This is a genomic window from Xanthomonas campestris pv. asclepiadis (genome assembly GCF_020784175.1).
Lineage (GTDB): Bacteria > Pseudomonadota > Gammaproteobacteria > Xanthomonadales > Xanthomonadaceae > Xanthomonas > Xanthomonas campestris_D.
Genome location: NZ_JAJGQM010000015.1, coordinates 29,955 through 47,540, shown reverse-complemented (window position 1 = coordinate 47,540; position 17,586 = coordinate 29,955). Strand labels below are relative to the sequence as shown.

16 protein-coding genes are annotated in these 17,586 nt (G+C 66.0%); 11 read left to right on the top strand and 5 right to left on the bottom strand.

Features of this window, described 5'->3' with window-relative positions; all coding sequences use genetic code 11:
* Positions 1 to 94 precede the first annotated feature (94 nt).
* Positions 95 to 1,987, top strand: a complete 1,893-nt coding sequence (locus LL972_RS09320; protein ID WP_228327350.1) for an ATP-binding cassette domain-containing protein — start codon at positions 95 to 97, stop codon at positions 1,985 to 1,987.
* Positions 1,988 to 2,197: 210 nt separating this feature from the next.
* Here LL972_RS09320 and LL972_RS09315 read toward each other — a convergent pair whose 3' ends face one another.
* Complete coding sequence (locus LL972_RS09315; protein WP_228327349.1) at positions 2,198 to 2,623, bottom strand: barstar family protein; 426 nt, start codon at positions 2,621 to 2,623, stop codon at positions 2,198 to 2,200.
* The gene (locus LL972_RS09310; RefSeq protein ID WP_228327348.1) at positions 2,620 to 3,069 is read right to left on the bottom strand and encodes a ribonuclease; all 450 of its coding nucleotides are present in this window, start codon (positions 3,067 to 3,069) and stop codon (positions 2,620 to 2,622) included. The genes LL972_RS09315 and LL972_RS09310 overlap by 4 nt, the downstream gene beginning before the upstream one ends.
* A 259-nt stretch (positions 3,070 to 3,328) precedes the next feature.
* Here LL972_RS09310 and LL972_RS09305 point away from each other — a divergent pair, with 259 nt between their 5' ends.
* Positions 3,329 to 3,940 carry a superoxide dismutase gene (locus LL972_RS09305; protein WP_228327347.1) on the top strand — a complete coding sequence of 204 codons (612 nt, stop codon included), beginning with the start codon at positions 3,329 to 3,331 and terminating at the stop codon, positions 3,938 to 3,940.
* Between the two features lie 207 nt (positions 3,941 to 4,147).
* Here the strand turns inward: LL972_RS09305 and LL972_RS09300 are convergent, their stop codons facing one another.
* The gene (locus tag LL972_RS09300; protein ID WP_016905058.1) at positions 4,148 to 4,981 is read right to left on the bottom strand and encodes an inositol monophosphatase family protein; all 834 of its coding nucleotides are present in this window, start codon (positions 4,979 to 4,981) and stop codon (positions 4,148 to 4,150) included.
* A gap of 116 nt (positions 4,982 to 5,097) precedes the next feature.
* Here LL972_RS09300 and LL972_RS09295 point away from each other — a divergent pair, with 116 nt between their 5' ends.
* Genes LL972_RS09295 through LL972_RS09285 form a run of 3 tightly spaced genes read left to right on the top strand, consistent with a single transcriptional unit; the run spans position 5,098 to position 8,960 of the window.
* On the top strand, positions 5,098 to 5,865 hold the full coding sequence (locus LL972_RS09295) for an RNA methyltransferase (RefSeq protein ID WP_228327346.1): 768 nt from the start codon (positions 5,098 to 5,100) through the stop codon (positions 5,863 to 5,865).
* 51 nt (positions 5,866 to 5,916) lie between these two features.
* A complete protein-coding gene (locus LL972_RS09290; RefSeq protein ID WP_228327345.1) occupies positions 5,917 to 6,846 on the top strand; it encodes a phosphate/phosphite/phosphonate ABC transporter substrate-binding protein in 930 nt (309 codons plus the stop codon).
* Positions 6,843 to 8,960 carry a putative bifunctional diguanylate cyclase/phosphodiesterase gene (locus tag LL972_RS09285; protein WP_228327344.1) on the top strand — a complete coding sequence of 706 codons (2,118 nt, stop codon included), beginning with the start codon at positions 6,843 to 6,845 and terminating at the stop codon, positions 8,958 to 8,960. The genes LL972_RS09290 and LL972_RS09285 overlap by 4 nt, the downstream gene beginning before the upstream one ends.
* A 98-nt stretch (positions 8,961 to 9,058) precedes the next feature.
* On the opposite strand, the gene epmB is transcribed toward LL972_RS09285, so the two are convergent.
* Positions 9,059 to 10,087 carry an EF-P beta-lysylation protein EpmB gene (epmB, locus tag LL972_RS09280; RefSeq protein WP_228327343.1) on the bottom strand — a complete coding sequence of 343 codons (1,029 nt, stop codon included), beginning with the start codon at positions 10,085 to 10,087 and terminating at the stop codon, positions 9,059 to 9,061.
* A gap of 103 nt (positions 10,088 to 10,190) precedes the next feature.
* Here epmB and efp point away from each other — a divergent pair, with 103 nt between their 5' ends.
* Genes efp through LL972_RS09250 form a run of 6 tightly spaced genes read left to right on the top strand, consistent with a single transcriptional unit; the run spans position 10,191 to position 15,214 of the window.
* Positions 10,191 to 10,757 carry an elongation factor P gene (gene efp, locus LL972_RS09275; protein WP_228327342.1) on the top strand — a complete coding sequence of 189 codons (567 nt, stop codon included), beginning with the start codon at positions 10,191 to 10,193 and terminating at the stop codon, positions 10,755 to 10,757.
* Positions 10,758 to 10,761: 4 nt separating this feature from the next.
* Positions 10,762 to 11,610 (top strand): hypothetical protein, encoded by an 849-nt coding sequence (locus LL972_RS09270; protein WP_228327341.1) that lies wholly within the window; start codon positions 10,762 to 10,764, stop codon positions 11,608 to 11,610.
* Between the two features lie 18 nt (positions 11,611 to 11,628).
* Positions 11,629 to 12,966, top strand: coding sequence for a TRZ/ATZ family hydrolase (locus LL972_RS09265; RefSeq protein WP_228327340.1), 1,338 nt, complete (start codon positions 11,629 to 11,631; stop codon positions 12,964 to 12,966).
* Between the two features lie 29 nt (positions 12,967 to 12,995).
* Positions 12,996 to 13,715 carry a bifunctional 2-polyprenyl-6-hydroxyphenol methylase/3-demethylubiquinol 3-O-methyltransferase UbiG gene (ubiG, locus tag LL972_RS09260; RefSeq protein WP_104533571.1) on the top strand — a complete coding sequence of 240 codons (720 nt, stop codon included), beginning with the start codon at positions 12,996 to 12,998 and terminating at the stop codon, positions 13,713 to 13,715.
* Positions 13,716 to 13,770: 55 nt separating this feature from the next.
* Positions 13,771 to 14,496 (top strand): phosphoglycolate phosphatase, encoded by a 726-nt coding sequence (locus LL972_RS09255; RefSeq protein ID WP_228327339.1) that lies wholly within the window; start codon positions 13,771 to 13,773, stop codon positions 14,494 to 14,496.
* A 28-nt stretch (positions 14,497 to 14,524) separates the two neighbouring features.
* Positions 14,525 to 15,214 carry a phytoene/squalene synthase family protein gene (locus LL972_RS09250; protein WP_228327338.1) on the top strand — a complete coding sequence of 230 codons (690 nt, stop codon included), beginning with the start codon at positions 14,525 to 14,527 and terminating at the stop codon, positions 15,212 to 15,214.
* A gap of 355 nt (positions 15,215 to 15,569) precedes the next feature.
* Here LL972_RS09250 and LL972_RS09245 read toward each other — a convergent pair whose 3' ends face one another.
* A complete protein-coding gene (locus LL972_RS09245) occupies positions 15,570 to 17,240 on the bottom strand; it encodes a glycoside hydrolase family 28 protein (RefSeq protein WP_228327337.1) in 1,671 nt (556 codons plus the stop codon).
* Positions 17,241 to 17,586: the final 346 nt, after the last annotated feature.

Genomic DNA, 17,586 nt, shown 5'->3' with positions numbered 1-17,586 from the left:
TTTAGCGGGAATCGGGAGTGGGGAATGGGGAATCGCAACGGCGGGGCTTTTTCCATTCCCGATTCACCATTCCCGATTCCCGTACAATCGGCCCATGCCTTTAATCACTCTGCAAAGCGTCGACTACAGCGTCGGCGGCCCCTTGTTGCTGGAAAAAACCGACCTCACGATCGAGCCGGGCGAGCGTATCGCCCTGATCGGCCGCAACGGCGCCGGCAAATCGACCTTGATGAAACTGATTGCCGGCGAGCTCAAGCCCGACGACGGCGAAGTGCGCGTGCAACAGGGCGTGCGCATCGCGCGGCTGGAGCAGGAGGTGCCGCAGGGCACCGGCGGCAGCGTGTTCGATGTGGTGGCCGACGGCCTGGGCGAGCTGGGTCATTGGCTTGCCGAGTTCCATCAGCTCAGCCATGCCGAGGTGTTCGATGCCGATGCGTTCGGCAAGGTGCAGGCCAAGATCGATGCAGCCGACGGCTGGGCGCTGGATCAGCGCGTCAGCGAGACGCTGACCAAGCTGGAACTGGATGGCGATGCGGAGTTTGCGCGGTTGTCCGGCGGCATGAAGCGGCGCGTGCTGCTGGCGCGCTCGCTGGTGTCCTCGCCGGATGTGCTGCTGCTGGACGAGCCGACCAACCATCTGGACATCGAAGCCATCGACTGGCTGGAGTCGTTCCTGAAGAACTGGAACGGCAGCGTGCTGTTCGTCACCCATGACCGGCGCTTCCTGCGTGCGCTGGCCACCCGCATCGTCGAGATCGATCGTGGCCAGGTCACCAGCTGGCCGGGCGACTGGGCCAATTACGAACGCCGCCGCGAAGAGCGGCTCAATGCGCAGGCGCAGGAAAATGCGCGCTTCGACAAGATGCTGGCGCAGGAAGAGATCTGGATCCGTCAGGGCATCAAGGCGCGGCGCACCCGCGACGAAGGCCGCGTGCGGCGTCTGGAATCGATGCGCAACGAGCGTGTGCAACGCCGCGACCTGACCGGCAACGTGCGCATGGAAGTCTCGCAGGGCGAGTCCTCCGGCAAGAAGGTGATCGAGGCCAAGGAGGTCGGCTTCGCATTCGGTTCGCGCACGATGGTCAAGGATTTTTCGACCATCATCCAGCGTGGCGACCGCATCGGTCTGATCGGCCCCAACGGCAGCGGCAAGACCACCTTGCTCAAGCTGTTGCTGGGCGATCTGCAAGCACAGCAGGGCGAGATCCGCATCGGCACCAATCTGCAGATTGCGTATTTCGACCAGTACCGTTCCACATTGCGCGAGGACTGGAGCGCGATCGAGAACGTGGCCGAAGGCCGCGATTTCATCGAGATCAACGGCAAGCGCAAGCATGTGCACGCGTATCTGCAGGACTTTTTGTTCACGCCCGAGCGCGCCCGTGCGCCGATCACCCGGCTGTCCGGTGGCGAGCGCAATCGGCTGCTGCTGGCACGCCTGTTCGCACAGCCATCCAACCTGCTGGTGATGGACGAGCCGACCAACGATCTGGACGTGGAAACGCTGGAGCTGCTGGAAGAGCTGCTCGGCGAGTACACCGGCACCTTGCTGCTGGTCAGCCATGACCGCGACTTCCTCGACAACGTGGTGACTTCCACCTTGGTGATGGAAGGCGAGGGCCTGATCGGCGATTACGTCGGCGGTTACAGCGATTCGTTGCGTCAACGCCGCACCCCGGCGCCCAACGCGATGGCGGTTGCCAAGGCATCGGCAACGGCGGCGGCGACCACGCCGGTGGCGGCTGCGGTGCCGGCCGATGCCGCGCCCAAGCGCAAGCTCAGCTACAAGGACGCGCGCGAGCTGGAGCAACTGCCGGCGTTGATCGAAACCCTGGAACAGCAGGTCGCAGCACTGACCGAGGCGATGAACGACCCGGCCTTCTACCAGCGCGACAGTGCGGCGATGGCCGCGCACACCGCCGCATTGGGCGCCGCGCAGGCGCAGCTGGATGCGGCGTTCGCGCGCTGGAGCGAACTGGATGGTTGATGATCGGGTCGGTACGCGACTGCGTGCCGGTCTTGTGGATGTGTGGTGCGGATAGCTGGCACTACACGTCGACTACAAGGTGGCAGCCGTTGGGGCGGCGCGTAAGGTAAAGCGCGATAGATACGCACCAGTAATCACCGATCATCCGCGCGCTGTGTCTGGTGATCGTGGTATCTCCAGTGATCGCGGGATGGATCTCGCAGGCGGCGTCTAGTCGCAGGCACTCGCAGGTGCCACAAATGCCGCGAACGTGAGCCCGCGCGCGGCCCAGGCGGTGGCGGCTTCGTCAAGGATATCCAGCAAGGTGTTGCGGTCGTTCGGCGCGGTGCGCGCGAGTGCGTCGGCGCCGTCGATCAGCAGCGCATAGCCCTGCGCTGCCGGCAGCCACGCCAGGTCGCGCAAGGCATCGGAGAGCGCATCCCAGTTGCGACCGAAGTTGGCCGGGAAGTCCAGTTGGGTGGCCAGGCGCATCAGCAACCTGTGCTTGTCGCTGCAGCTGGCCAGGTCCACGCGCAGGATGTGCAGGCCGGCATCGCGGGCGAGCGCGGCCATGGTGTCCAGATCGTCGGTATCGGCTTGATAGACACCCGATTGCCGCGGGTCGGACAGATCCAGTGCGAAGTCGCCTGCGCTCATGGCACCTGCTCCGGTGCCGGGCCCTGGAACGATTTGAAACTCTGGTAATGATCGTCGCTGTAGTACCAGGCCTGCGGCGGCGTACCGCCAGTGACGATGCGGCGCGCGCCGCGATCGGGACTGCCCGGGGTTTCCACGGTGTATTCGTGGTAGTAGCCGCGCGGACGCTCCGGCAAATGCTGCTCACGATTGCCGAACACGCTGCCGTCCTGCGGATGCGGGAAAGGTCCGCCGCGCTGGATCAGCACGATCGTGGCCATTGCCTCGGTCGGCAGAAATCCCGGCAACGCTTGCTGCTGCGGTGAGCGCTCGACCGGCGCTGCCGCGGCCATCGGCGCGCTGAGCTGCGGCGCAAAGTGCGGCTTGGGTGTCTGCATCGCGCGCATGCCCCACAGCCCGGCGACGAGCAGCACGATGGCGACGATCAGCAAAGCGGGCTTGCGCATGACAGAGTCCGGAAACGGGAGTGTGGGGACGGCAGAGCAAGTATGCCGCTGCGCGACTGTGTCGACTTTGAACGCGCCGGGCGGCGGGACGGTTCACGCCCGAGTAACCGGGGCATGGTGCAAGGTGTGCAGCGAACACGACGCGGCATGCAATGGGATGAAGTTTCCCTGCCAATACCCTTGGTAAGCGTCGCCGCCGTCCTTACCATCTACCCCGCAACGCCCGGTCTTCGCCGGGCGGCAAGTCCAGGAGATACGCATGGCCTACACCCTTCCGCAGTTGCCCTACGCCTACGACGCGCTGGAACCCAACATCGATGCGCAGACGATGGAAATCCATCACACCAAGCATCATCAGACCTATATCAACAACGTCAACGCGGCGCTGGAAGGGACTAAGTACGCCGATCTGCCGGTGGAAGAGCTGGTGTCCAAGCTGAAGAGCCTGCCGGAAAACCTGCAGGGCCCGGTGCGCAACAACGGTGGCGGCCACGCCAACCATTCGCTGTTCTGGACCGTGCTGTCGCCCAATGGCGGCGGTGAGCCCAAGGGCGAGGTCGCCAAGGCGATCGACAAGGACATCGGTGGTTTCGAGAAGTTCAAGGAAGCCTTCACCAAGGCCGCCGTCAGCCGTTTCGGCTCGGGCTGGGCCTGGCTGAGCGTGACTCCGGACAAGAAGCTGGTGGTGGAAAGCACCGCCAACCAGGACAGCCCGCTGTTCGAAGGCAATACGCCGATCCTGGGTCTGGACGTGTGGGAACACGCGTACTACCTGAAGTACCAGAACCGTCGTCCGGAATACATCGGCGCGTTCTACAACGCAGTGAACTGGGAAGAAGTCGAGCGCCGCTACCACGCTGCGATCGCCTGAAGTCCTGCATCGGCGCTGAGTTCCGCGTAGCGCTGTAACAGTGACACTCAACACACAAGGCCGGGAGCGATCCCGGCCTTGTGTGTTTGCTGCACGCTGTTGTAGGAGCGACCCTGGTCGCGAGGGGCTTTGCCGGGAAGGCCCGTCGCGCTCGGGCGCGCTCCTACGGTGTGCGGGCGTCGACCAGAACTTGCGCTCGGGGAGCGATCAGAACTTGGCGTCGAACTCGCGGGCATAGCCGGTGTTGACGATGACCTTCTGCAGCGCGTCGCTGATCTTGATGTTGCCGGCCACGATCTGCTGCGTTTCCGGGCCCATGTTGTCCATGCGCGGCGGGGTAGCGCCCTTGTAGTCGCAGACGCGGCCACCGGCTTCGCGCACCAGCAGCACGCCGGCCGCGATGTCCCAGGCTTTGACGCCGGCCTCGAAATACGCATCGGCGCGGCCGCAGGCCACATAGGCCAGATCCAGCGCGGCAGAACCGGTACGACGCACGTCTTCTGCCTGCACCAGCAGCGCATCGACGCACTTCAGCTGCGCACTGATGCGTGCGCGCTCGCGTGGCGGAAAGCCGGTGTGGACCATCGCGCCTTCCAGGTCCTTGCGTTCGGCAATGCGGATGCGGCGGTCGTTGAGCACCGCGCCGGCGCCGCGGCTGGCGGTGAACAGCTCGTTGCGCAGCGGGTCGAAGATCACCGCATCGGTCGGCTCGCCGTTTTCCACCAGCGCGATCGATACGCAGTAATGCGGGAAGCCGCGCAGATAGTTGCTGGTGCCGTCCAGCGGATCGATGACCCAGGTATAGCGGCCACTCTTGCCACCTTGCACGCCGCCTTCTTCGCCGAACACGGCGTACTCGGGGTAGCCGCGCTTGAGTTCCTTGATGATGACCTTCTCGGCATCGGCATCGACTTCGCTGGCGTAGTCCATGCGGCCCTTCTGCACCACATTCAGCGCATCGAGCTTGTTGATACCGCGCAACAGCACATTGCCGGCGAGGCGGGCGGCTTTGACCATGACGGTGACGGCGGGTTTCTGCATGGTTAAAGCTCCCGTGAAGGCAGAATCGAAAATGGCGAAGGTAAAAGAGCGGTCCGGCACCAAAGCCGGCCGCGCAGTTTACCATCTACGACCGAATCGCTCCCCAATCTCCGTTCATGTCCGTCAGCCAGCGCATCCGTTTTGTTCTTGTCGGCACCCAGCATCCAGGCAACATCGGCGCCGCCGCGCGCGCGATGAAGACGATGGGCGTGTCGCGCCTGGTGCTGGTGGCGCCGGAGCGTGCGCTCGACGAAGACGCCTATCGGCGTTCGGCCGGCGCCGAAGACGTGCTCGGCGAGGCGCCGATCTTCGCCACCCTGGCCGGGGCGGTGGCCGATTGCACCCTGGTGATCGGCTGCACCGCGCGTGCGCGCCGGGTCGCGCTGGAAGAGCTGCCGCCGGACGAGGGTGCGCGCCGTGCCTGGTCCAAGGCCGGCGAACCGGCCGAGGTGGCGATCGTGTTCGGCCGCGAGCGTACCGGCCTGACCAACGACGAGCTGCAGCTCTGCCATGCGGCGCTGCATATCCCCTCCGACCCGGCGTTCAGCTCGCTCAACCTCGCCGCGGCGGTGCAGGTGGTGGCGTACGAAGTGCGGCTGGCGCAGCTGGCGGCGGGCGAAGCGGAGCCTGCGCCGGCAGCGGCGAGCGGCGCGCTGCGCGACGGCCCGGCCAGCCATGCGCAACTGGAGGGCATGTTCGGCCAGTTGGGCGACACCCTGGACGAGATCGACTTCCACAAGGGGCGCGCGCCGGAATCGGCGATGCGCAAGCTGCGGCGGCTGTTGCTGCGCGCGGACATGAGCGAGCAGGAGGTACGGCTGCTACGCGGCATTCTGTCCGATGCGCAGCGCATGGCCATGCTGGCGAAGCGCGCCGGAAGCTGACGTCTGTCACATCTCGAAAGATTCGGCTAGGCTGTCGGCGGCTCTAGGGGAGTGTCCGTTTTGCGCGGTCTACGATGGTGTCTGATTGCCTGCGGGCTGTTGGCCGGGGCAGGCTTGGCCGCAACGGCGACGGCAGCGCCTTCCCCGGTATTGGTGCTTGGACGGATCAGCGACGATCCCGCCACGCATTACGCGCAACTCAAGCCCTTGCTGGATTACGTGGTGCCACGCATGCGCGAGGTCGGTATCCGCCGTGGCGAAATCCTGATGGCGCCGGATGCGCGGCAGATGTCCAGTTATCTGCGGCGTGGCCGTGTCGACTGGGTCAGCGAAACCACCGGTGCGGCGATGCTGCTGGAACAGCGCGGCAGTGCGCGCCCGCTGGTGATGACCGAACGCGGTGGCCTGCGCGAGTTCCACACGGTGTTCTTCGTCCGCCGCGATAGCCCGATCCAGTCGCTCAAGCAATTGCGCGGCCACACCCTGGCGTTGCAGAACGCCTCCTCCACCAGCGGCTATCTGCTGCCGATGCTGGAGCTGGTGCGCAATGGCATCGCCTGCGATGTGCTGCTGTCGCCGGACGACAGCCAGGTGCCGGGTTCGGTGGGTTACCTGATGGTCGGGTCGAAATTGAATATCGCCGCCTTCGTGCATCAGCACCTGATCGACGCGGGCGCTTTCAGCAACGCCGACTGGGACGACGAGCGCCACCTGCCACCGGTGTTCAAGCGCGACTTCCGCATCGTGCATCGCAGTGCGCCGGTACCGCGTGCCGTGGAGATGGTGCGCACCGGCATGGACCCGGCAGTGGAGCGGCGGCTGCGCATCGTGCTGCTGCAGGCGGCCTCCGATCCCAAGGCCGGGCCAGCCTTGAAGCGCTTTTTCGGCACCACTGCCTTCCACCCGTTGGATGAGACCAGCCGCCGACGCCTGGATGCGCTGAGCGCAGGGTTGCACCGTGTCAGGGATCAAGTGGAATGACTCAGGTGCGCTTCGGGCTGCAGGCACGCTTTCTCTTGGTGATGGCACTGACGTTGTTGCTGGTCGGTGCCATCCTGGCGTCGCTGCTGCAGCGCCAGAGCGCGATGCAGCGCGAAGTACGCGGGCTCAGTGCGCAGATCCTGCACGAGCTGTTCGATCGTAGCCTGCGCACGCGTGGCGAGACCTTGGCCACCGAGCTGGCGAACGGCCTGGCCAATCCGCTGTACTACTCCGATCTGGGCGCGGTAGGGGCGCTGGTGCGCAATGCCGCGCGTCAGCAGGTGGTGAGCTACGTGCTGGTGTTCGATCGACGCGGCCGGCTGGTGCACGACGGCTCGCCCAATCTGCAGCATTACGGTCAGGCCATGACCGACCCGCTCGCATTCAAGGCGGTGACGGCGCGCGCCATGGTATTGCAGTCCTCGCCGGAAGTGCTGGACGTGACGGTGCCGATCAAGATCGGCGACCAGCGTATCGGCGGTGTGCGGGTGGGCATGTCGCGCGAGCGGGTGCGCAGGATCGAATCCGGCGCCAACCTGACCCTGGTGCAGAACCTCAACGCGATCGGCAAGCGCGATCTGGGCTGGCTGCTGGTGCTGCTGGCCGCGCTGGTTGCGCTGGGTGTGCTGTTGGCCATCTACGTGCAGCGCACCCTGGTGGCGCCGGTGCGGTTGCTGGCCGCGGCCGCGCGCCAGATCGAGCGTGGCGACTATGCGGTGCAGTTGCCGCCGCATCCGCGCAACGACGAGATCGGCGAGTTGATTTCCGCCTTCGGCCGCATGAGCGAGAGCATCGCCCGGCACGATCGCGAGGTGCGCCACATGGCCTATACCGATGCGCTGACCGGCCTGACCAACCGGCTGGGGTTTCGCGAAGGCCTGGATCATCTGCTCAATACCGCCCGGAGTACCGACAGCAAGCTGGCGCTGCTGTTCGCCGATATCGACGACTTCAAGCGCGTCAACGACACGCTCGGTCACGAGGCCGGCGACGAGGCCTTGCTGCAGTTCGCCAGCCGTATCAGCCGCGCGGTCGGTGCATTGGGCGGCGACGATGCGATCCTGGCGCGCTTCGGTGGCGATGAATTCGTGATCCTGTTGCAGAACGGCGACGTCAGCCTGCTCGCCGCCCAGCTCGCCGACCGGCTGGTGCACGAGTTGAGCCGCCCCTTGAACGTGCAGGGCCGGGAGGTGTTCCTGGGCACCTCGATCGGCATCACGCTGTTCCCGGACGATGCCAGCAATGCCACTGCGTTGTTGAAGAATGGCGACATCGCGATGTATCAGGCCAAGGTCGCCGGCAAGAACTGCCACCGCTTCTACAGCCGCGCCGCCGATCATGCGGTGGAGCGGCGTGTGCACATGGAGCACGAGCTGCGCGGGGCCTGGGATCGCGACGAGTTGCGGCTGGTCTATCAGCCGATCTACCGCACCAGCGACCGCGTGCTGGTGGGGGTGGAAGTGCTGTTGCGCTGGCAGCACCCGGCGCTGGGCACGATTGCGCCGTCCACCTTCATCGATATCGCCGAGCAGAGCGGCCTGATCGAGGTGATCGGCCCCAAGGTGCTGCGCGCGGCCTGCCTGGAAGCGGCGCAATGGCCGGTGGTGGGCGATGGCCTGTTCATCTCGGTCAACGTCTCGCCGCGTCAGCTGCGCAGTGGCGACCTGATCGACACCGTGGCCGAGTGCCTGGCCGAGTCCGGCCTGCCGGCCGCGCGGCTGCATCTGGAGCTGACCGAAACGGCGGTGATCGGCGACGAAATGATGGCCGCCAGCCTGCTCGATCAGTTGCACCGTACCGGCGTGAAGGTATGGCTGGACGATTTCGGCACCGGTTTCTCCGGCCTGAGCCACCTGCGCCAGGTACCGGTGGACGGGGTCAAGATCGACAAGAGTTTCATCGCCGACCTGCAGCGCGACCCGGACGATCTGGCGCTGACCACGGCCATCATCGGCATGGCGCATTCGCTGGGCATCACGGTGGTGGCCGAGGGCATCGAGCAGGAGGCGCAGTTCAACCTGCTGCGCGAGCGCGGCTGCGATCTGGGCCAGGGCTATTGGTTCAGCCGCCCGCTGAGCCCGGCCGATCTGGTCAAGCTGATCGCGGCTGGCTGATCAGCGTAGGAGCGCACCCGGGCGCGACGAAGCATTACCGATAACGCCCGTCGCGCCCAGGTGCGCTTCTACGATTTAATGTGTCTGAGAGCTAGTGGTTACAGCGGTCGCTTGCCGGTATCGCCGGGGATTTCGCGTACCAGGCGCGGCACCAGGTAGCCGGACAGGCGCGTGGCCAGCTCGGTGTGCAGCGCGCGCGCGCGGGCATCGTCCACTTCGAAATGCGCCACGCCGGCGACCCGGTCGAGCTGGTGCAGGTAATACGGCAGCACGCCGGCGGCGAAGCTGCGTTCGCTCAGGGCCGCCAATGCGTCCACGCTGTCGTTGACGCCGCGCAGCAGCACGGCCTGATTGAGCAACTGCGCACCGGCCTCGCGCAGGGCGCGCATGGCGGCATCCACCGCGCTGTCGAATTCGTTGGCATGGTTGGCGTGCACCACGAAGGCCACCGGCCACGGCAGGCTGCGCAGCCAGGCCAGCAGCGGCGCATCGACGCGCTCGGGCAGCACGATCGGCAGCCGGCTGTGGATGCGCAGGCGTTTGATGTGCCCGATGGCGGCCAGCGCGTCGGTGAGTTCGGCCAGCTTGCCGGTGGCCAGCGACAGCGGGTCGCCGCCGGACAGCAGCACTTCGTCGATGCCGGGGTCGGCCGCGATCGTGGCGACCGCGTCGCGCCATCCGTCGCGCGCGGCGGTTTCCTCGGCATACGGGAAGTGGCGGCGGAAGCAGTAGCGGCAGTGCACCGCGCAGCTGCCGGTGGTGATCAGCAGGGCGCGTCCGCGGTATTTCTGGATCACGCCGTCCGCAGTCTTGGCGGCGCCATCGCCGACCGCATCCAGGCCGAAGCCCGGCACCAGCCGCATTTCATCGTCCAGCGGCAGCACCTGGCGCAGCAGTGGGTCGTGCCGGTCGCCACGGCGCATGCGCGCCACGAATGCCTGCGGCACCCGCAGCGGGAACTGGGCGGCGGCCGCGTCGCTGATCCCGGCCGCCTGCGCCTCCAGGCCCAGCAGCGCCAGCAGCGCGCGCGGGTCGCGCACGGCGTCGCGCCACTGCTGCTGCCAGCGCGGCTGTTGCAGGGTGGGCGGCGGATATGGCTGCAAGGCGAGGGGGGCTGCGGGTATCATATGCGGTCACAAAACCAATGCCCGCCGGTTGCGGCGGGCGCCCCATTCTAATCCGACCTGCCACGGCCTGTGGCAGGTCGTGGTCTTATCGAGGAGCTGCACCATGGCCACTGTTGGCATGAACGACGTCAAGAACGGCATGAAGATCCTGGTCAACAACGAGCCGGCGGTCATCACCGAGACCGAATACGTCAAGCCGGGCAAGGGCCAGGCCTTCACCCGCATGAAGTACCGCTTCATCAAGTCCGGCCGCGTGGTCGAAATGACCATGAAGGCGACCGACGACGTGGAAGTGGCTGACGTGGTCGATACCGACATGCGTTACCTCTACAGCGATGGCGAGTACTGGCACTTCATGGACCCGGAAACCTTCGAGCAGGTGCAGACCGACAAGGCCGGCATGGGCGGTGCCGACAAGTGGCTCAAGGGCGAGGAAGACTGCATCGTGACGCTGTGGAACGGCATGCCGATCTGGGTGCAGCCGCCGAACTTCGTCGAGCTGAAGATCACCGAGACCGACCCGGGCGTGCGCGGCGATACCTCCGGCGGCGGTGGCAAGCCGGCCACGCTGGAAACCGGCGCAGTGGTACGCGTGCCGCTGTTCGTCAACCAGGACGAAATCATCAAGGTCGACACCCGTTCGGGCGAATATTCGGCGCGCGTCAAGTAAGACGATGCGTCCGGGACACTGGCCTGAGCTAGCGGTATGCGGTGCCAGTGTCGTGTTGGGACTGTGGGCTGCGCTGCTTGCGTGCCCGGCTTTTGCGCAATCGGCTGCCGCAACGTGCGACGCCGGTGACGTGGCCGCCGTTGCGGCCATTGCAACGTCCGGCGTCGTGGGCGGCGCTGCCGCCACGCTGCCGGTCGACCGTCTGGTGGCCCAGACCTGTAAGCCGTGGCCGAACGACCCGGCAATCCGGCTGGCGGCAATCGCATTTGCTGGCGACGCGGAGGCCGTGCCTGGCGAGCGCGACCTCGAGTTGCGCGTGGCCATGCTCGATGCCGCCAGCGGCAAGGTGCTGGCGTTCTACGCGCAGGCAATGGGCGAGGACGCCGCCTTCGAGCTCGCTGCCGACAGCCTGCGCCTGGACACCGCGCGCTACGACCTGGCCAAGGGCGTGCGCGCGATCGGCGTGGTGGTGCGGAGTGCTGCGCGCGGGCCCAGCTGCCCGGATTTTTACAGCAATCAGGCATTGACCCTGCTGGTGCGCGAGGGGCGCAGCTTGCGCCCGGTGCTGCAACGCGATCTCTATGCATGGCAACGTGTGAAAGGCGAGCCATGTAGTCTGGGCAAGGGCGATGTGATCACCGAAGTCGCCAATCTGAGCGTGAGCATGGCGCCGCAGGTACATGCCGGCTATGCGGACATCGTGCTGACAGCCAACGTGTCTACCGTGGAGAGCACCGCTGGCAGCGACACCGATACCGAACGTACCCGTCGCGTGCGCCAGGTACTGCGCTACAACGGCCAGCGCTATGTGCCTGTGGCCGGTGGCGATCCCCGCTGGCCATTCGACAACTAACCTTTTATGGATCCGCTCATGACCAATGCCCCTCCCGAAGCGTGCGATCTGTTGATCGAAGCCGGTTACGTGGTGCCGATCGAGCCGCATGCGGTGGTGCTCGACGATCACGCGGTGGCGGTGCACAACGGCGTCATCGTGGCGATCCTGCCGACCGCCGAGGCGCGCCTGCGATTTGCGCCGACCCAGACCGTCTCGCGCCCGGAGGCAGCCTTGATCCCGGGCCTGGTCAACGCGCATACGCATAACCCGATGACGCTGCTGCGGGGCGTTGCCGACGATCTGCCGCTGATGGTGTGGCTGCAGCAGCACATCTGGCCGGTGGAGGCGGCGGTGATCGGGCCGGAATTCGTGGCCGACGGCACCACGCTGGCGATCGCCGAAATGCTGCGTGGCGGGACCACCTGCGTCAACGAAAACTACTTCTTTGCCGATGTGCAGGCGGCCGTCTACAAGCAGCACGGCTTCCGCGCGCTGGTCGGCGCGGTGATCATCGATTTCCCCACCGCCTGGGCATCGTCGGATGACGAATACTTCGCGCGGGCCGGCGAGCTGCACGACCAGTGGCGCGACGATCCGCTGATCAGCACCGCCTTCGCGCCGCATGCGCCGTACACGGTGAACGATGCCAACTTCGAACGCGTGCGCATGCTGGCCGACCAGCTGGATCTGCCGGTGCATCTGCACACGCACGAAACCGCGCAGGAAGTGGCCGATTCGGTTGCCCAGTACGGGCAGCGTCCGCTGGCGCGGCTGGATCGCCTGGGGCTGGTCAACGACCGCCTGATCGCCGTGCACATGACCCAGCTCACCGAGGCGGAAATCCACCTGTGCGCCGAGCGCGGCGTCAGCGTGGTGCATTGCCCGGAGTCCAACCTCAAGCTCGCCTCGGGTTTTTGCCCGGCCTGCGCGCTGCAACGTGCCGGCGTGAACCTGGCGATCGGCACCGACGGCTGCGCCAGCAACAACGACCTGGACATGTTCAGCGAGAACCGCACCGCGGCGATCCTGGCCAAGGCAGTGGCCAACGATGCCACCGCGCTGGATGCGGCCACCACGCTGCGCGCGGCCACGCTGGGCGGCGCGCGCGCGTTGGGCTTCGGCGACAGGATCGGCTCGATCGAAATCGGCAAGCAGGCCGATCTGGTCTGCGTCGACTTGTCTGCACTGGAGACCCAGCCGCTGCATCATGTGCTGTCGCAACTCATCTACGCCACCGGCCGTCACCAGGTCACCGATGTGTGGATCGCCGGCAAGCCCAAGCTGGTGCAGCGCGAGCTCATCGACATGGATACCGCTGCCTTGGTCGCCAATGCGCGGCAGTGGCGCGAGCGCATCCGCACCGTCCGCGCCTGAGCGCGCGTCATCCCATCACGGAGCTCCGCATGAATCCGAACACCCAATCCACGTCCAGCAACTTCCATCAGAGCGAGCTGGACAAGTTCGCAGCTTTGGCCAACCGCTGGTGGGATGCCGACGGCCCGCAGAAGCCGCTGCATGCGCTCAATCCGGTGCGCCTGGACTATGTGTCCGCACGGCTGGGCCTGGCCGGCGCCCGCGTGCTGGATGTCGGCTGCGGTGGCGGTCTGCTCAGCGAGTCGATGGCGCGTCTGGGCGCGCAGGTCACGGCGATCGATCTGGCGCCGGAGCTGGTCAAGGTGGCGCGCCTGCACAGCCTGGAATCGGGCGTGCAGGTGGATTATCGCGTGCAGTCGGTGGAAGACCTGGCCGCCGAACAGCCGGGCAGTTTCGATGCGGTGACCTGCATGGAGATGCTCGAGCACGTGCCGGACCCGACCGCGATCATCCGCGCCTGCGCCAGCCTGCTCAAGCCCGGCGGCAAGCTGTTCCTGTCCACGCTCAATCGCACGCCGGCCGCGTTCGCGCTGGCGGTGATCGGCGCCGAATACATTGCGCGGCTGCTGCCCAAGGGCACGCATCACTACAAGGATTTCATCAAGCCGGCAGAACTTGCGGCGTGGTTGCGCAACGCCGAACTGCAGCTGGAAGACGTCAGCGGCATGCTGTACGAGCCGTGGCGCAATCGTGCGCGCCTGTCGTCGCGTACCGAGGTCAATTATCTGGCCTATGCGGTGAAGCCGTGACGAGCGGGGATTGGGGAGTCGGGAGTTGGGATTGGCAACAGCGAGTGCGTATTTGATGTTTGCCGAGTCCCACCGTCCCGATGGCGGCACACGACCGCAGAGCGACGGGGCGGCTGTGAGGTTTCCGCGTGCGGTGTTGTTCGATCTGGATGGCACCTTGCTGGATAGCGCACTGGACATGCTGGCGACCGTCAACGCGATGCTGACCGAGCGGGAGCGTGCGCCGCTCGTGCTGGCGCAGTTGCGTCCGGTGGTGTCCAAGGGTGCGCGCGCGATGCTGAAGGTCGCGTTTGCCGAACTCGATGCGGTCGAGCGCGATACCTTGCTACCGGAATTCCTGCGTCGTTACGAGGCCTTGATCGGTACGCAGTCGCAGCTGTTCGACGGTGTCGAAGAACTGCTGCTGCGGCTGGAGCGCGCCGGTTGCATCTGGGGCGTGGTCACCAACAAGCCCGAATATCTGGCGCGGCTGATCCTGCCGCAACTGGGGTGGGAACAGCGCTGTGCGGTGCTGATCGGCGGCGATACGCTGGCCGAGCGCAAGCCGCACCCGTTGCCGTTGCTGGCAGCGGCCGAGCGCATCGGCGTTGTGCCGGCGCAGTGCGTCTACGTCGGCGACGACGAGCGCGACATCCTGGCCGCGCGCGCGGCGGCGATGCCGTCGGTGGCGGTGTTGTGGGGCTATCGCCTGCACGACGACGAGCCGTCGCGCTGGCAGGCCGACGTCCTCGTCGCGCAGCCGCAGACGCTGTGGGATGCCGTGGCGTGGCCGCAGACCTGATCTTCTTTCGTTTTCTTCTGGACCCGCCATGAGCCAATCCAGCGCTCTCGACAGTTTTCTCGACAAGTGGCGCACGCGCTGGCCGGAATGGTCGGTTGCCGAGCCCTTCGTTCCCGAACCGCAGCGACGCCTCACGGCGGCCTGGTTTGCGCTGCTGCAGGAATGGGAAGACATCATGAACATTGCCGGCGACCCGTTGCCGGCCGACGCCAAGCTGGCATGGTGGCAGCAGGAGCTGCGCGACTGGTCGCAGCAGCGTTCGCGCCATCCGCTGGGGCGCGTGCTGGAGCCGGTGCCTGCGCCGTGGGCGCAACTGGCCGATACCTTGCCGGCCATGCAGGATGCGCGTGCGCAGCCGCAATCGTTGCAGCAGGCGTTGGCGACATTAGGTGCCTTCGCCGAGGCCGTGGTTGCCGTGGAAGCTGCGCTATTTGCGCGCACCCAGCCTGGCGATGCCATTGCGGTGGCAGTGCAGTGGCTGGACGCACGCCAGCGTGTGGCCGGCGACAGCGCCGCGCCCGCTGACATGACCACCGCCGCATGGCGCACCCAGTTACTGCGCGCTTGGCCGCGCAAACCGGCGTTGGCACGGTCGCACCGGATGTGGTCGCGGCTGGCCCGCCTGCGCCTGCAGCGCGAGCTTGCCGGCAAGGCAGCGTATCCACCGCCGGTGCAGCAGTTGTGGCATAGCTGGCGTGCTGCCAGCGGCGCGGACTGAGAGCGGCGGATCTGCGCCTTGGCTGCAGGGACCATCGCGGGACACGCCTTGAACCCGTCTATTGAGGCTCTTATGCGGTATCCATGCCGCATAAGGTCCCGCGACGGTGGGCGGGCAAGGACCTGTCGAGATGGTCGGCGCGCATGGCTTTCAGTAAAGCAGCCAGCACACTGTCTGGTGCGGTGTCCTTGCCGATTGCGGGACCGTGTGGCGGCATGGATGCCGCCACCGAGCCCCCAGGGATGGGTTTACGGCGTGTCCCGCAAGCGGTGGGGGCGCCGCGCCCTCGATCAGCCGAGTTTTGATGCATGCTTGGATCGTCTGATCGCAGCATCGCTGCCAGTCAAGCGCAAGATCAGATCGGCGAATCCGGCAATACCGAGTGGTAGGCAATGAACGCGTCATTGCACTGCAGTGGCGTGCCCGGCCCGGGCTTGCCTTGCAATTGCACATCGTTGGGCACCGATTCGGACAACTGATCGAAAAAGCTTACCGGGCCGCCTTTGAAGGTGAAATGGGTTGCGCCAGGGTTGCTGGCTGGCCCGCCGAAGTGCGGTTGTGCGAACGCGATCGGCCCGCCCTCCAGCACCACGTTGTCCAGCGACAGGGTGATCGGCAAGGTGGTGGTCGCGTCGCGGTACCCATAGAAGCTCAGCTCGCCGCCGCCAAACGCCTTGGAACCCAGCGAATGCACATTGGTCAGCGCAATGCCGCTGAAACTCGGCAGTTTGTTGCGCACCGCCGCGTTGGCATAGTTGGCGTCGAACACCAGCGGCCGGGCAACCCCGCGCATGCAGACGTTTTCGAAGCTGATGTCGTACACCTGGCCGCCGCGCGTGCCGTCGGATTTGATACGCAGGCCGTTGGCAGAATACGGGTCTCTCACGACATCATTCGCGTCGAAACCATCGATGCTCAAGCCGCGCACGGCGATATGGCGCATGCCTGCATCGGTTTCGCTACCCAGCGAAAAACCGTGCGTGTAATAGAACTGGTTATAGGCGAACAGCATGTTTTCCGATGCGATGCTGCGTTTGCTGCTGGCATGGGCCTTGATCGCCACGCCGTCATCGCCGGTGCCGATGTAGGAGTACGCCAGCAACACGTTCTTCGACTGGCCGGGGTCGAAGCCATCGGTATTCTTGGCCGTTTCGGGCGTGAAGCAGGTAGCGTGCGCAGTAACGTCGGGCGTAGTGCCGGCTGGGCAGCGATAACCGGGACGCGAGTAGACCAGGCTGGGCGCCAGAATCTTGATGCCCCACGCGGTCAGGCCGACCACGTTGTCGGTGGTGACGTGGAAATTGGGCGAGTTTTCCAGGGTGATGTCGTACAGGGTGAAGTCTGTGCTGTCGTCGATCTGCAGCAGCCGCGGTACGTGCTGGCTCAGTCCCTTGGTGACATTGAGATAGGCCAGATCCCACCAGCTGGCGGTGCCTGCATTGGGCCCGGCGGTGAGCGTGCTGCCGCCGCGGCCGTCGATCTTGCCGGCACCGACAAGCGCGCTGTTGGCGGTATCGGCGACGTGGATCAGCGGGTTGCAGGACTTGGCCTTGTCGCTGGTCGCGGTGCCGCAGGTGCCAAGACCATTGTCGTAGTCCTGCGGATTGCGCGAGCCGAACAAGGTGACGCCGCGGTCGATCCACAGCGTGACCTTGCTCTTGATCGTCAGCGGGCCACTCAAGAAGCCGGACTCGCCGGCAGCGCCGGGCACCAGGCGCACCGCGCTGCCGGCTGGGCAATCATCAATGGCCGCCTGCAGACGCGCGGTGTCGCGCTTGGATTGCGCGGGATCTGCGTCGAGCGCGTCCAGCGAACCGGCGACCGGCGTCAACGCGGCCTTGAGCGTTGTGCAGACCTGCGTCGGTAGCGTCGGTTGCTGGATCACGCCCCAACTGGTGGAAATGCTGTGCGCAGTGTCGGGCACGTCCGGTGTGTGCGGCCGCGCGGCGCTGGCCTGGAATGTCGTCAGACCAAGTAGCGCGAGCGTCAACGGCGCAAGCGCTGGAAAGGGGCAATCGGACTGCATGGGATGCTCCGGGAGTGGGATGCGAAAGACGTCGTCGATCAGTCATAGGCGCGCCGCCTGGGTGTTGCAGTCGCATGACAGTGATTGCCAACACACGTCGCCAGCGCGCCAACCATCTCGCTTGCCGCAGCACTTGGCTGGCGGCGAGCGACGAGCAAGGGTGGCCCCTTGCGTCCAGGCGCGCTGCCGGCCGGGCGAATTCACCACCGCATTGCCGAAGGCGCTGCAGCGTTGCCGCAATCGGAGGAAACAAAAACGCCTGCCGGCTCACCGCATTGCACGGCCAACAGGCGAGGGCGGCAACGTTACCGCTGCGCGATGCGATGACTCAGCGTGACCTGGCGTG

Coding starts and splice junctions, on each gene's coding strand:
- LL972_RS09320 (WP_228327350.1), top strand. CDS start 95: ATGCCTTTAATCACTCTGCAAAGCGTCGACTACAGCGTCGGCGGCCCC.
- LL972_RS09315 (WP_228327349.1), bottom strand. CDS start 2,623: ATGAGCGCAGGCGACTTCGCACTGGATCTGTCCGACCCGCGGCAATCG.
- LL972_RS09310 (WP_228327348.1), bottom strand. CDS start 3,069: ATGCGCAAGCCCGCTTTGCTGATCGTCGCCATCGTGCTGCTCGTCGCC.
- LL972_RS09305 (WP_228327347.1), top strand. CDS start 3,329: ATGGCCTACACCCTTCCGCAGTTGCCCTACGCCTACGACGCGCTGGAA.
- LL972_RS09300 (WP_016905058.1), bottom strand. CDS start 4,981: ATGCAGAAACCCGCCGTCACCGTCATGGTCAAAGCCGCCCGCCTCGCC.
- LL972_RS09295 (WP_228327346.1), top strand. CDS start 5,098: ATGTCCGTCAGCCAGCGCATCCGTTTTGTTCTTGTCGGCACCCAGCAT.
- LL972_RS09285 (WP_228327344.1), top strand. CDS start 6,843: ATGACTCAGGTGCGCTTCGGGCTGCAGGCACGCTTTCTCTTGGTGATG.
- epmB (WP_228327343.1), bottom strand. CDS start 10,087: ATGATACCCGCAGCCCCCCTCGCCTTGCAGCCATATCCGCCGCCCACC.
- efp (WP_228327342.1), top strand. CDS start 10,191: ATGGCCACTGTTGGCATGAACGACGTCAAGAACGGCATGAAGATCCTG.
- LL972_RS09270 (WP_228327341.1), top strand. CDS start 10,762: ATGCGTCCGGGACACTGGCCTGAGCTAGCGGTATGCGGTGCCAGTGTC.
- LL972_RS09265 (WP_228327340.1), top strand. CDS start 11,629: ATGACCAATGCCCCTCCCGAAGCGTGCGATCTGTTGATCGAAGCCGGT.
- ubiG (WP_104533571.1), top strand. CDS start 12,996: ATGAATCCGAACACCCAATCCACGTCCAGCAACTTCCATCAGAGCGAG.
- LL972_RS09255 (WP_228327339.1), top strand. CDS start 13,771: ATGTTTGCCGAGTCCCACCGTCCCGATGGCGGCACACGACCGCAGAGC.
- LL972_RS09250 (WP_228327338.1), top strand. CDS start 14,525: ATGAGCCAATCCAGCGCTCTCGACAGTTTTCTCGACAAGTGGCGCACG.
- LL972_RS09245 (WP_228327337.1), bottom strand. CDS start 17,240: ATGCAGTCCGATTGCCCCTTTCCAGCGCTTGCGCCGTTGACGCTCGCG.